Here is a 13,826-nt window from a genome sequence, read left to right as displayed (position 1 = left end):
GAATGTGAGGACATTATAGATATGACAAATGCAGTATTAGATATTAACGACAAGCCGAAAACGAGCCAACTTTTAACACTTAGTTTACAACATATGTTTGCGATGTTTGGTTCGACAATCCTTGTTCCAACATTAACAGGTTTATCACCAGCAATTGCCCTTTTAACAAGTGGCGTTGCGACATTATTCTTCTTATTAATTACACGCTTTCAAGTACCAGCGTATTTAGGATCATCATTTGCATTTATCGCACCAATGATGGTTGCAACAAAGACATTTGGTGGACCAGGTGGTGCCATGTTAGGTGCCATGCTAGTTGGTGTGACATACGGTATAGTCGCACTAGTGATTTGGAAAACAGGTTATAAATGGTTAATGCGTTTATTACCGCCAATCGTCGTAGCACCTGTTATTATGGTTATTGGTTTAGGTTTAGCAGCAACTGCTGTAGATATGTCAATGAATGAAACATTACAAAACGGTACAAAAGTGTATCATGTTTCTTATTTCATCATTGCGCTGATTACATTAGCAGCAGCCATCTTAGTGAATAACTTCATTAAAGGTGTAGTAAGTACAATGCCAATCTTACTTGGCTTAATTGTAGGTTATGTAGCCGCATTAATTTCAGACAAAATTGCAGGCACAAACTTTATCGACTTTTCAAAAGTAGTTGATGCGGCATGGATTGAAGTACCAAATTTCTTAATACCAGGTGTCGATTACACAATTAACTTTACACCGGCGATTGCGCTTGCGATGGTACCGATTGTTATCGTAACGATTTCAGAACATATTGGTCACCAATTAGTATTAGGGAAAATTGTAAAACGTAACTATATTAAAAACCCTGGTCTAAATCGTTCATTACTAGGTGATGGGTTAGGTACATTCCTTTCAGCATTAGTAGGTGGACCACCTAAAACAACTTACGGTGAAAACATTGGTGTATTAGTGTTAACACGTGTATTCAGTGTATGGGTAATCGGTGGTGCGGCAGTATTCGCTATGCTACTTGCATTCTCAGGTAAGTTAATGGCACTTGTAAGCACAATCCCTGCACCAGTACTTGGTGGTGTATCGATTCTACTATTCGGTATTATCGCTTCATCTGGTCTACGTATGTTAGTTGAAAACAAAATCGACTTCGATCATAAACGTAACTTAGTTATCGCTTCGGTAATCTTAATCTTAGGAATCGGTGGCGGTAAGATTTTATGGCAAAATGCATTCGGTATTGAAGGCAATGATTTTACAATCGAAGGTATGGCTTTAGCAGCAATCGTCGGTGTAATTTTAAATGTCATCTTACCAGGTAAAGCACAGCCAGATATTGAGTTACAAGCAGAAGAAGAACGTGAAAAATAAATAATAAATAACCTTTTAAAGATTGCCCAGAGAGGCAAAGAAGGGTGCTGTGATTTGTACGGAAGTAGTCTATACACTACCTCTCTACCTTATCATACCCATCTTAAGCCTCCCTAACCAAATTTAGGGAGGCTTTTCTTATGAAAAATGAGGAGGATCTGCAGAAATGAAAAACTTACTGTCAATGGATGAAGTATCAACAGAAGAAATTATGACGATTTTAAACAGAGCGGCTGAATTCGAGGCGGGCGCACAACCACAACTAGAGAAAGAATACTTTGTTGCAAACCTCTTTTTTGAGCCAAGTACACGTACGAAAACATCATTTGAAGTGGCAGAGCGTCGTGTAGGAGCGACAGTCATTCCATTTGATACAGGCTTTTCAAGTGTATTAAAGGGAGAAACTTTATACGACACAGTAAAAACAATTCAGCAGAGCGGAATTGACGCAGTTGTTATTCGACATAAACAAGATGCGTATTATGAAGAGTTACTAGAAGGGTTAGACGTAGCGATTGTCAATGCAGGAGACGGAGCAGGACAACATCCATCACAATCTCTCCTAGATTTATACACAATATTCAAAGAGTTCGGACGATTTGAAGGCGTACAAGTAACGATTGCAGGTGATATTTCACATAGTCGTGTAGCGAAGTCAGATGCGATTGCACTTGAAAAGTTGGGCGCAGATGTGCACTTTGTATGCCCACCAGAATGGCAAGGTGAGTTTAACGCACAACATGAGTGGGATCAACAAATCGAAACGAGCGACGTGATTATGTTACTGCGCGTACAACATGAACGTGATGCAGCATATGAAGGGTTCACAACAGAGAGTTATCATGCACAATACGGTTTAACGGTTGAACGTGAAAAGCAAATGAAGGATGGTGCAATCATCATGCACCCTGCACCAATTAATCGCGGTGTAGAAATCGATTCATCATTAGTAGAGTGTGAGCGCTCAAGAATCTTCGCACAAATGAAAAATGGTTTATACATTCGTATGGCAATCATGGAGCAAATTTTAAAGGGGAGAGATTAACATGACAAAACTATTAAAAAATGTACAAATGTTAAACGAGCAAGGCGAATTACAGCAAGTGGATATCTTAATGGAAGATGGAAAAGTATCAGACATCCAATCGACGATTACGGTAGAAGGTGCAGAAGTAATTGATGGTAAAGGACTTGTCGTATCTCCAGGGTTTGTCGATGTACATACACATCTACGCGAACCAGGCTATGAGCATAAAGAAACAATCGCAACGGGTTCTGCATCGGCAGCAAAGGGTGGTTTCACAACAATTTGCGCGATGCCAAATACAAACCCAGTACCTGATTCAGTAGAGCATTTAGACATGATTAATCAATTAATCGAAGAACGCGCAGTGATTCGCGTGCTACCATACGGTTCATTAACAGTGGCACAGTCAGGTGATGAGCGTACCGATCTAGCAGCATTAAAAGCACATGGTGCAGTCGCATTTTCAGATGACGGCGTTGGTGTACAAGAAGCAGCAACAATGTATGAACAAATGAAAGATGCAGCTGCAATCGGTATGACAGTTGTCGCACATTGTGAAGATAACTCATTAATCTATGACGGTGTTATGCATGAAGGAACACGTAATAAAGAATTAGGTTTACCAGGTATTCCTTCAATCTGTGAATCTGTACAAATTGCACGCGACGTACTTCTTGCGGAAGCAGCAGGCGCTCACTATCACGTATGTCACGTATCAACAAAAGAATCCGTACGTGCTGTACGCGATGCAAAAGCAGCAGGCATTCATGTAACAGCAGAAGTTTGTCCACATCACTTACTATTAGAAGAGATGGATATTCCATCAGATGATGCAAACTGGAAGATGAACCCTCCTTTACGTGCAATTGAAGATAAGGATTCATTACATGCAGCATTACTTGACGGTACAATCGATTGTATCGCAACAGACCACGCGCCACATACAGTAGAAGAAAAATGCTGTGGTATGGTTGGTGCACCATTCGGTATTGTTGGTTTTGAAACAGCCTTCCCATTACTGTACACACACTTTGTAAAAACAGGTAAGTGGACACTACATCAATTAATTGAGTGGATGGCAACTAAACCAGCAGAAATCTTCAAATTGCCATACGGTAAAATTGAAGTTGGCGCTTCAGCAGATTTAGTCTTAATTGACTTAGAAAAAGAGCAACAAATTGATGCAGAAGGCTTTGTATCAATGGGTCGCAACACACCGTTCAACGGCTGGACAGCACAAGGTTGGCCAGTGATGACAATTTATAACGGACAAATCGTTTGGGAGGATGCACAATGACAACGAGAAAATTAATTTTAGAAAATGGCGAAGTATTTGAAGGAACAGCATTTGGTAGCGAGAATGGATCAGACGGTGAAGTAGTATTCACAACAGGGATGACAGGTTACCAAGAAACAATGACAGACCCATCATTCTGCGGTCAAATTGTAACCATGACATACCCACTAATCGGGAACTATGGCATGAACCGTGATGACTTTGAAACAATTGCCCCAGCAATTAAAGGTTTCGTTGTACAAGAACTAGCAAAAACACCATCAAACTTCCGTTCAGAGCGTACAGTTGATGAATTTTGTAAACAAAAAAATATCCCTGGAATTGAAGGGATTGATACGCGTAAATTAACACGTATGATTCGTACAGAAGGTTCTGTAAAGGGCTATATTACAGCTGTTGGCGAAGAAGTAAATGTAGAAGAAGTAGTAACACGCCTACAAAATACAACATTCCCAACAAACCAAGTTGAGCAAGTATCGACAAAATCAGCTTATCCATCACCAGGTCGCGGTAAAAAAGTAGTCTTAATGGACTTCGGTATGAAACATGGTATCTTACGCGAATTAAATAAACGTGATTGTGACGTAGTCGTTGTACCTTACAATACAACAGCAGAAGAAATTCTATCATATAATCCAGACGGTATGATGTTATCGAATGGACCTGGGGATCCAAAAGATGTACCAGAAGCAGTAGAAACAATCAAAGCACTAATCGGACAATTGCCAATCTTCGGTATTTGCTTAGGTCACCAACTATTCGCTCTAGCAAGTGGCGCAGACTCATTCAAACTAAAATTCGGTCACCGCGGTGCAAACCATCCAGTTAAAGACTTAAAAACAGGTCGTACAGAATTAACGTCTCAAAACCATGGTTACGCAGTTGACCCAGATTCATTAGAAGGAACAGATTTAGAAATTACACATGTTGCACTAAATGACGGTACAGTTGAAGGGATACGCCATAAAGTACATCCTGTATTCACAGTGCAATATCACCCAGAAGCATCACCGGGACCAGAAGATTCAAATCACTTATTTGACGAATTTATCGAATTAATGAATACACACGCTGGGAAGGAGCAATCACAACATGCCTAAACGCCAAGACATTCAATCCATTTTAGTAATCGGTTCAGGTCCAATTGTTATTGGACAAGCCGCAGAATTTGACTACGCAGGTACACAAGCTTGTTTATCTCTTAAAGAAGAAGGTTACCGCGTTATTCTAATCAACTCAAATCCAGCAACAATTATGACAGATACAGAAATTGCTGATAAAGTTTACATCGAACCAATCAGCTTAGAGTTTGTATCACGTATTCTTCGTAAAGAACGTCCAGATGCAATCCTACCAACATTAGGTGGTCAAACAGGTCTGAATATGGCAATTGAGCTACATAATTCAGGAATTCTTGATGAACTGAACATTGAAATCTTAGGAACAAAATTAGATGCGATCCACCAAGCAGAAGACCGTGATTTATTCCGTAACTTAATGTATGAACTAGATGTACCAACACCAGAATCAGAAATCATTCACACAGTGGAAGAAGCACAAGCTTTCGTAGACCAAGTTGGTTACCCTGTAATCGTTCGTCCAGCATTTACACTTGGTGGAACAGGCGGCGGTATTTGTGAAAACGAACAAGAGCTTCACGAAATCGTTGCTTCTGGTTTAAAATACTCACCTGTAACACAATGTCTACTTGAAAAGTCAATTGCAGGTTATAAAGAGATTGAGTATGAAGTAATGCGTGATTCAAAAGATAATGCAATCGTTGTATGTAACATGGAGAACGTTGACCCTGTAGGGATTCACACAGGTGACTCAATCGTAGTTGCACCGTCTCAAACATTATCAGACCGCGAATACCAAATGTTACGTAATGTATCATTAAAAATCATTCGTGCATTAGGTATTGAAGGTGGATGTAACGTACAGTTAGCACTTGATCCACATAGCTTCAACTACTACATTATCGAAGTAAACCCACGTGTATCACGTTCATCAGCACTTGCTTCAAAAGCAACAGGTTACCCAATTGCAAAATTAGCAGCGAAAATTGCGGTAGGTTTAACATTAGATGAGATGATTAACCCAGTAACAGGTAAAACATATGCTTGTTTCGAACCAGCACTTGACTATATTGTAGCGAAAATTCCACGCTGGCCATTTGATAAGTTCGAAGGTGCAAAACGTAATCTTGGAACACAGATGAAAGCAACAGGTGAAGTTATGGCAATTGGTCGTAACTTTGAAGAAGCGATGTTAAAAGCAGTTCGTTCACTTGAAACAGGACACAAGCATCTTGAAATGAAGCATGCAGAAGAATTAACAGACGAGTGGATTCAAAAACGTATTACAAAAGCAGGCGATGAGCGCTTATTCTTCTTAGGAGAAGCATTACGCCGCGGTGTTACAATCGAGCAAATTCATGAATGGTCACAAATTGATTTATTCTTCTTAAATAAATTTAAAAACATTGTAGATTATGAAGAAGTACTTCGTAACAATGTAAAAGACGTCGAAACATTACGTCATGCGAAGAAAATTGGTTTTGCAGACGAAACAATCGCAAAATTATGGGGCATGAAAGAAGAAGAAGTATATGACTTCCGTAAAGAACATGGTATCATTCCAGTTTATAAAATGGTTGATACATGTGCAGCTGAATTCGAATCAGAAACACCATACTTCTACGGAACATATGGCGACGAAAACGAATCAATCAAAACAGATCGTGAATCTGTAATCGTACTTGGTTCAGGTCCAATTCGTATCGGACAAGGTGTAGAATTTGACTATGCGACAGTACACTCTGTATGGGCGATTCAAGAAGCAGGATATGAGGCAATCATCATCAACTCAAACCCTGAAACTGTATCTACAGACTTCTCAATCTCAGATAAACTATACTTTGAACCATTAACAATTGAAGATGTTATGCACATCGTTGATTTAGAACAACCAAAAGGCGTTGTTGTTCAATTCGGTGGTCAAACAGCGATTAACTTAGCAGATAAACTAGAAGCACGCGGCGTTAAAATCTTAGGTACATCACTAGAAGATATTGACCGTGCAGAATCACGTGACCGTTTTGAAGCAGCATTACACGAAATCGGTATTCCACAACCACTTGGTAAAACAGCTACAAACACACCAGACGCTGTAGCAATTGCTGAGGAAATCGGTTACCCTGTACTTGTTCGTCCTTCATATGTATTAGGTGGTCGTGCGATGGAGATTGTTTATAACACGCCAGAACTTGAGCACTACATGGCGACAGCAGTAGAAGCTTCACCAGAACATCCAGTATTAATCGACCGTTACTTAACAGGTAAAGAGATTGAAGTCGATGCAATCTGTGACGGCGAAAATGTATGTATTCCTGGTATCATGGAACACATTGAACGCGCAGGTGTTCACTCAGGTGACTCAATCGCTGTATATCCAACACAAGATTTATCACAAAAACATATCGACACATTAGTAGACTACACAACACGCTTAGCAAAAGGTTTAAACATTAAAGGATTAATGAACATCCAATATGTTATCTCAGATGACATTGTTTACGTAATCGAAGTCAACCCACGTGCTTCACGTACAGTGCCATTCTTAAGTAAGATCACAAACATTCCAATGGCAAATGTTGCGACAAAAGCAATCTTAGGTCAATCAATTGTAGAACAGGGATATCCAGTAGGTTTAGCGCCTATTAAAGGCGGCGTATTTGTAAAAGTTCCAGTATTCAGCTTTGCAAAACTTCGTCGTGTTGATACAACATTAGGACCTGAAATGAAATCAACGGGTGAAGTTATGGGTAAAGACTCAACACTTGAAAAAGCATTATACAAAGGTTTCGTTGCAGCAGGTATGAAGATTGAAGATCATGGTTCAGTATTAATGACTGTATCAGATAAAGACAAAGAAGAAGCAACAGAACTAGCAAAACGTTTTGTTAATATCGGTTATAGCATTTTAGCAACACCAGGTACTGCGGCAGCACTTGAAGAAGCAGGTGTACAAGTACAAGTAGTTGATAAAATCGGCTCAAACGGCCCAACATTATTAGATGTGATTCAAAAAGGTAACGCACAGCTTGTTATCAACACATTAACAAAAGGGAAGCAACCAGCACGTGACGGATTCCGAATTCGTCGTGAATCAGTAGAAAACGGTGTAGCTTGCTTAACTTCACTTGATACAGCAGAAGCAATCTTACGAGTAATTGAATCAATGACATTCACAGCAGAACAAATGTAAAAAAAGCGGAGGTGCACGAAACCATGATCCAACAAGAACGTATGAAAGTAGTTCGTCAAAAGCAGATAGCAGATGATATTTTTGAGCTGACTTTAATTGGTCAACTCACACTTGAAATGAAAGAGCCTGGACAATTTGTTCATATCCGTGTAGAAGACCACTACGAGCCTTCTTTAAGAAGACCTATCAGTATCGCGGAAATTGATCACGATGCAATGCAATTTAAAATGATTTACCGTGCAGGCGGAAAAGGAACGAAAATATTGTCTACGAAAAAAGCCGGAGATGAAGTGGATGTTCTTGGACCGTTAGGAAATGGTTTTCCAATCGAAGAAGCTGCACCTGGTGACACAGCTCTATTAGTAGGTGGGGGTATTGGTGTACCTCCTCTCTATGAGCTATCAAAGAGATTAAATGAACGTGGCGTTAAAACCATCCATGTACTTGGTTTCCAATCAGCAGCGAATGTATTCTATGAACAACAGTTCCAAGCGCTAGGCGATACATATATCGTGACAGCTGACGGTACACAAGGCACAAAAGGTTTTGTAACGGATTTATTAGCAGAGGTAAAACCAGAGTTCGATGTATTTTATAGCTGTGGACCATTACCAATGTTAAGTGCTTTAGAAAAATTCTATCCAGAGAAAAAAGGTTTCCTATCATTTGAAGAACGTATGGGCTGTGGTATCGGTGCTTGCTACGCTTGTATTTGCGACACAACAGACGGTGATTACAAAAAAGTATGTTCAGATGGACCTGTATTCCCGAAAGGAGTTGTCGCACTGTGAGCAATCGTTTAAATATCGAATTACCAGGGTTGTCGCTTAAAAACCCAATTATGCCAGCTTCAGGTTGCTTCGGCTTCGGTCAAGAGTATGCGCAGTTATACGATCTATCAAAGCTAGGTGCCATTATGATTAAGGCAACAACACTTGAAACACGTCGTGGGAATCCAACACCACGTGTAGCCGAAACTTCAGCAGGTATGTTGAATGCCATCGGTTTACAAAACCCAGGTTTAGAACATGTATTAGAACATGAGTTACCATGGTTAGAAAAATATGATGTGCCAATTATTGCAAATGTAGCTGGTACAGAAACAGAAGATTATGTAGAGGTGGCAAAGCGCATTTCTAAAGCGCCAAACGTACATGCACTTGAATTGAACATCTCTTGTCCAAACGTTAAATGTGGCGGGATTCAATTCGGTACAGATCCTCAAACAGCAAAAGAATTAACAGCGGCAGTCAAAGCAGTGTCAAGTGTACCTGTCTATGTGAAATTATCACCAAATGTAACGAGTGTTGTAGATATTGCGAAAGCAGTAGAAGCAGGCGGTGCAGATGGTATTACGATGATTAATACATTAGTAGGTATGCGTCTACACGAAAAAACAGGGAAACCTGTTATTGCAAATGGTACAGGTGGTTTATCAGGACCAGCAGTCAAACCAGTAGCGATTCGTATGGTATATGAAGTAAGCCAAGCAGTAAATATTCCGATTATCGGTATGGGCGGCGTTGCCGATGCACAAGATGTCATTGACTTCTTATCAGCAGGTGCAAGCGCAGTCGCAGTAGGGACAGCAAACTTTGTTGATCATTTTGTTTGTCCAAACATCATTGAGCAATTACCAGCTAAGCTAGACGAGCTAGGTTATGCACACATTTCAGAAGTAATCGGAAGGAGTCACCGTTAATGAATACAAATCCAATTATCGCACTTGATTTATCAAGTAAAGTGGAAGTAATCGAATTTCTAGAACAATTTAATGAAAAACTTTTTGTCAAAGTAGGCATGGAGTTATATTATCAAGAAGGCCCTGCCATCATCCAAACAATTAAAGAGATGGGACATGACATCTTCCTTGATTTAAAACTACATGATATTCCAAATACAGTGAAATCAGCAATGAAAGGTCTAGCAAAGCTAGGTGTAAATCTTGTAAATGTTCATGCAGCAGGCGGTTCACAGATGATGCAAGCTGCAATGGAAGGTCTGATTGAAGGCACACCGGTTGGTCAAGAACGTCCAGCGCTTATTGCAGTAACACAGTTAACTTCTACAACAGAAGAACAAATGCAAAAAGAACAAAATATTTTAACAAGCTTAGATGCGTCGGTGATTAACTATGCCGTATTAGCAAAAGAAGCAGGATTAGATGGTGTTGTATGTTCTGTATTAGAAGCAAAAGGAATCGAAGAAGCTTGTGGCAAAACATTCTTTAAAGTAACACCAGGAATTCGTTTAGCGGGCGGCGAATCACACGATCAAAAACGTGTAGCGACACCAGATTTCGCAAAATCAGAAGGTTCTACACAAATCGTTGTAGGTCGTGCAATTACAAAGGCTGAAAATCCAGTCGAAGCATATCATGCAGTACAGCAACTATGGGGAGGCAACGCATAATGGCAATTCAACACGAAGTAGCAAAAGGCATGTTAGAGGCAGGAGCAGTAGAATTACGTCCACATGATTTATTCACATGGGCATCAGGTATTAAATCACCAATCTACTGTGATACACGTCTAACAATTTCATATCCAACAGTGCGTAAAACAATCGCACAAGGATTAGCAGCATTAATTCAAGAAAAATTCCCAACATGTGAAGTAGTGGCAGGTACAGCAACAGCAGGTATTCCACACGCTGCATGGGTGGCGGACATTTTAGAACAACCAATGGTATATGTTCGTTCAAAACCAAAAGGTCATGGTCGCGGAAAGCAAACAGAAGGCAAGTTCCAAGAAGGTGCAAAAGTTGTTGTAATCGAAGACATCGTATCAACAGGCGGTTCTTCAATTAATGCAGTTGAAGCATTAAATCGTGAAGGTGCAGAAGTACTAGGTGTTGTATCAGTGTACTCTTATTTATTACCAGCAGCGATTGAGAACTTCGAAAAAGCAGGCGTACCATACTATAGCTTATCTGATTTTGAAGCACTTGTGGAAGCAGCAGAAGAAACAGGCGCAATTCAAAAAGAAGATATCCCGGGCTTAATTACTTGGTATAAAGATTTAAAAGCAGGTAACTTAAAATAATTAAATAGTAGAGGGTGAGTGCTTATAAAGTACTTCACCCTTTTTTCGTAAAAGAACGTGACAAAATTCGTAATTCTTGTGAACGACGAGTAGAATCCATATCTTTTTTTATAAAAAAGGATTAAGATGAAAGGGACTATGTATGTTCAAAGGAGGTTACATAATGACAGATACAGCTCCAGCTTTAAAAAGTAAAAAAGTTGCTTGGGTTTTATGGTTATTTTTAGGTTTATTTTTCGGCGCACATCGCATTTATTTAAATCGTATGGGTAGTGGTTTAGCAATTATGTCACTTGGCTTCTTTACATTTATTTTGTCATTCTTAGCAGTTGGTTTATACGTATTCATAATTCTAGGAATTGTTTGGATTATCGAAGGTATTCGTTTAAATAAATTAGTTGATCTTGAGAATGCATTTATTTTAAATGGTGGCTATGATCAAGAGGATTAGTCAAAAATCATTTTTCTTTTGCGTATAAGACGTAATGGAAAAATGATTTTTTATTTGACAAAAGAAAGAGATTCGATAGAAGATAAAGTCAACGAATAAAGTCGGCTTAAAGGGTGAGGTAGTATGGAAACATTCAAACTAAATGAACAGACAATCATTGAACGTGTTGTATTAAAAGTAAAAGACTTAACGCGTCAAATTGCATTTTATGAACGAGTAGTAGGATTAAAATGTATTAAGCGCACACAAGAAGAAGCGTTTTTAGGAATTGACAATCATATTTTAATCGAGATGCGAAAAGTAGCTGAAAAAGAACAACCATCAAAAGGAACAGGGCTCTTTCACTTTGCTTTACTTTTACCAAGTAGAGAAGCTTTCGCCACTAAATTCTTTCATATACTACAAAATAAAGAACCGATTGATAGTCCCGAGGAACAAGTGAAAGTTTTGCCGCATTTTGACAAAATAATACCAATCTCACGTTTAGATAGTGCCAGTGATCATGGTTATAATGAATCGTTTTATATCCATGATTTAGAAGGGAATGGAATTGAAATTTATGCAGATCGTCCGCAAATACAGTGGGGCAATCATGAAAGAGGCGTGAATCACCCTTTAAATTTTAAAGAGCTTGCACCATTAGCAGATTTTACAACAGATGGTGGATTACCTTTAGGCACAGTAATTGGGCATGTCCACTTGCGATTAGATCGTATGGAAGAATGTGTTGATTTTTACACAGATATTTTAGGTTTTGAGTTGAAGGAATTAGAGGAACATGTCTTTTTCGTATCATCAAGTGATTACCATCATCAATTAGCAGGGAATATTTGGTCGGGTTCAGATATTACACACCCAGTAGCTATGCATACAGGACTTCATCATATTGTGTTGGCATTACCAACAGAAGATGCACTTCAAAAGGCAAAAGACCACATAAAACAATTTATTTTAATGCAAGAAGCAACAAATGGATTTTTTGTAAAAGATCCAAGTGGGAACGTTATTTTGTTAAAAGTGAAAGAAATTATGTAGTAGATTTACTTTTTATATTCATAACTAAAGGACTAGAATTTCCATAAGCATAGAATAAAGGTGATTTCAATACTTTTTTATGGGATGAAAGGATAAAAAGTTATTAATTAGGATTTATGGGGTAACGTATGTAGGAAGGTAAAATGAGGGGGAGGTGAAATAGCCACTAGGCGAGAAAAATAATCGCTTGTACCGTTTAAATTTTTTACAGTGATAAATCATTTGAAAATGGCAGTGCATATTTTTCATAGTTGATCTATTTAGGTTGATAGATCGCCATCGCTATAAAGTGGAATAGGTTAATAATGGTTTAATGATGTTACCATATTTATAAAATGATTTTTTGTATTGGATACATGAATTTCTTTCCGTTATAGATAGTGGAAAAAGAAGCGTATGTAAACAATCGACATGTAATTCTACATCTAATTATACTCATTCATGGGCGAACATGAATGAGTATTTTTTTAAGGAGCGTGAAGGATTCATGAAAGAAGATGTATTACAACAATTTATTTATAGTCATCCAGATATTCGTGCAGTAGGTATTGAAGGGTCCATCGCAACAGGTCGACAGGATCTCTATTCAGATTTAGATGTTACGCTGTTTACAACACATCTACCTAACTATCTGGAACAATCATCGTGGTTAGATTCTTTTGGACCACGTATTATTATGCAAACACCTGAACCAATTCAGTTAGAAAGTGATTTTGTGTTATATCCTTTTTTAATGTTATTTGAAGATGGGAGCCGTATCGATTTAAAGATGGCATCCGTATATGCATTTGAAGCGTACTTGAATTGGGAGTCTACTGTTCAAATTGTCATGGATTTAGATCATCGTCTACAAGTTCAACCCATTCCGAATGAACAGAGTTTTATTATCCAAAAACCATCAGAGCAAGATTTTTTTGAATGTACGAATGAATTTTTCTGGGTAGCTACATATGTAGCAAAGGGAATATTGCGTCATCAATTTATTTATGCAGCGAAACACCTTGAAATTATACGAGAAGAACTTTTACGTATGATAGCTTGGTCGATTAGTGAACTACATTTAGAGCGTGTCAATTTAGGCAATGCTTATAAATATTTACATGAATATATAGATGAACAGGATTTTGAAGAATTACGAACGACGTATGCAATAGGCAGTAGTACAGCACAAAAAGATGCTCTCCAAACGATGATTACCTTATTTGAACGCTATGCAAAACCATTAGCAGAATCTTATAATTATAACTACTCAGAAGAATGTGAAGCCACGAAGCAATACATCTTAAATATTCTTGAACAAAGAGGTATTGGTATGAAATCAAAATAATGAAGCAA

General features: G+C 38.6%; 12 protein-coding genes. All 12 read left to right on the top strand.

The genetic code is table 11. The features are described 5' to 3' along the window. Nucleotides 1-21 precede the first annotated feature (21 nt). The 12 genes from ASO14_RS10945 to ASO14_RS10890 all read left to right on the top strand — a co-directional run bounded on the left by ASO14_RS10945 (nucleotide 22) and on the right by ASO14_RS10890 (nucleotide 13,818). A complete protein-coding gene (locus ASO14_RS10945; RefSeq protein WP_068455055.1) occupies nucleotides 22-1,368 on the top strand; it encodes a uracil-xanthine permease family protein in 1,347 nt (448 codons plus the stop codon). A 166-nt stretch (nucleotides 1,369-1,534) separates the two neighbouring features. Further along, entirely contained in the window at nucleotides 1,535-2,413 is an 879-nt protein-coding gene (locus ASO14_RS10940; protein ID WP_068455054.1) for an aspartate carbamoyltransferase catalytic subunit, read from the top strand. Between the two features lies 1 nt (nucleotide 2,414). Next, nucleotides 2,415-3,692 carry a dihydroorotase gene (locus ASO14_RS10935; RefSeq protein WP_068455051.1) on the top strand — a complete coding sequence of 426 codons (1,278 nt, stop codon included), beginning with the start codon at nucleotides 2,415-2,417 and terminating at the stop codon, nucleotides 3,690-3,692. Then, a complete protein-coding gene (locus ASO14_RS10930; protein ID WP_068455046.1) occupies nucleotides 3,689-4,792 on the top strand; it encodes a carbamoyl phosphate synthase small subunit in 1,104 nt (367 codons plus the stop codon). The genes ASO14_RS10935 and ASO14_RS10930 overlap by 4 nt, the downstream gene beginning before the upstream one ends. After that, nucleotides 4,785-7,961: a carbamoyl-phosphate synthase large subunit gene (gene carB / locus ASO14_RS10925; protein WP_068455043.1), complete on the top strand. Its 3,177-nt coding sequence runs from the start codon at nucleotides 4,785-4,787 to the stop codon at nucleotides 7,959-7,961. Before ASO14_RS10930 ends, carB begins: the two co-directional genes overlap by 8 nt. Nucleotides 7,962-7,984: 23 nt before the next feature. Then, a complete protein-coding gene (locus ASO14_RS10920) occupies nucleotides 7,985-8,752 on the top strand; it encodes a dihydroorotate dehydrogenase electron transfer subunit (RefSeq protein WP_068455040.1) in 768 nt (255 codons plus the stop codon). A 50-nt stretch (nucleotides 8,753-8,802) separates the two neighbouring features. Next, nucleotides 8,803-9,663, top strand: coding sequence for a dihydroorotate dehydrogenase (locus ASO14_RS10915; protein ID WP_231727007.1), 861 nt, complete (start codon nucleotides 8,803-8,805; stop codon nucleotides 9,661-9,663). After that, entirely contained in the window at nucleotides 9,663-10,373 is a 711-nt protein-coding gene (pyrF, locus tag ASO14_RS10910) for an orotidine-5'-phosphate decarboxylase (protein ID WP_068455035.1), read from the top strand. Before ASO14_RS10915 ends, pyrF begins: the two co-directional genes overlap by 1 nt. After that, nucleotides 10,373-11,005 carry an orotate phosphoribosyltransferase gene (pyrE, locus tag ASO14_RS10905; RefSeq protein WP_068455033.1) on the top strand — a complete coding sequence of 211 codons (633 nt, stop codon included), beginning with the start codon at nucleotides 10,373-10,375 and terminating at the stop codon, nucleotides 11,003-11,005. The genes pyrF and pyrE overlap by 1 nt, the downstream gene beginning before the upstream one ends. Nucleotides 11,006-11,168: 163 nt before the next feature. After that, nucleotides 11,169-11,456, top strand: a complete 288-nt coding sequence (locus tag ASO14_RS10900; RefSeq protein ID WP_068455031.1) for a TM2 domain-containing protein — start codon at nucleotides 11,169-11,171, stop codon at nucleotides 11,454-11,456. A gap of 123 nt (nucleotides 11,457-11,579) precedes the next feature. Beyond that, nucleotides 11,580-12,491, top strand: a complete 912-nt coding sequence (locus tag ASO14_RS10895) for a VOC family protein (protein WP_068455028.1) — start codon at nucleotides 11,580-11,582, stop codon at nucleotides 12,489-12,491. 487 nt (nucleotides 12,492-12,978) lie between these two features. Continuing rightward, nucleotides 12,979-13,818: an aminoglycoside 6-adenylyltransferase gene (locus tag ASO14_RS10890; protein ID WP_068455025.1), complete on the top strand. Its 840-nt coding sequence runs from the start codon at nucleotides 12,979-12,981 to the stop codon at nucleotides 13,816-13,818. Nucleotides 13,819-13,826 lie beyond the last annotated feature (8 nt).

The organism is Kurthia sp. 11kri321 (genome assembly GCF_001534765.1).
Taxonomy (GTDB): Bacteria; Bacillota; Bacilli; order Bacillales_A; family Planococcaceae; genus Kurthia; species Kurthia gibsonii.
Note: the sequence above shows the minus strand (reverse complement) of the source record. Positions and strands in the feature narration are given on the sequence as shown.

Bases quoted from the DNA above. Each gene is read 5' to 3' on its own strand.
- ASO14_RS10945 (WP_068455055.1), top strand. From the start codon at position 22: ATGACAAATGCAGTATTAGATATTAACGACAAGCCGAAAACGAGCCAA.
- ASO14_RS10915 (WP_231727007.1), top strand. From the start codon at position 8,803: ATGCCAGCTTCAGGTTGCTTCGGCTTCGGTCAAGAGTATGCGCAGTTA.
- ASO14_RS10895 (WP_068455028.1), top strand. From the start codon at position 11,580: ATGGAAACATTCAAACTAAATGAACAGACAATCATTGAACGTGTTGTA.
- pyrE (WP_068455033.1), top strand. From the start codon at position 10,373: ATGGCAATTCAACACGAAGTAGCAAAAGGCATGTTAGAGGCAGGAGCA.
- ASO14_RS10920 (WP_068455040.1), top strand. From the start codon at position 7,985: ATGATCCAACAAGAACGTATGAAAGTAGTTCGTCAAAAGCAGATAGCA.
- ASO14_RS10940 (WP_068455054.1), top strand. From the start codon at position 1,535: ATGAAAAACTTACTGTCAATGGATGAAGTATCAACAGAAGAAATTATG.
- carB (WP_068455043.1), top strand. From the start codon at position 4,785: ATGCCTAAACGCCAAGACATTCAATCCATTTTAGTAATCGGTTCAGGT.
- ASO14_RS10900 (WP_068455031.1), top strand. From the start codon at position 11,169: ATGACAGATACAGCTCCAGCTTTAAAAAGTAAAAAAGTTGCTTGGGTT.
- ASO14_RS10930 (WP_068455046.1), top strand. From the start codon at position 3,689: ATGACAACGAGAAAATTAATTTTAGAAAATGGCGAAGTATTTGAAGGA.
- ASO14_RS10890 (WP_068455025.1), top strand. From the start codon at position 12,979: ATGAAAGAAGATGTATTACAACAATTTATTTATAGTCATCCAGATATT.
- pyrF (WP_068455035.1), top strand. From the start codon at position 9,663: ATGAATACAAATCCAATTATCGCACTTGATTTATCAAGTAAAGTGGAA.
- ASO14_RS10935 (WP_068455051.1), top strand. From the start codon at position 2,415: ATGACAAAACTATTAAAAAATGTACAAATGTTAAACGAGCAAGGCGAA.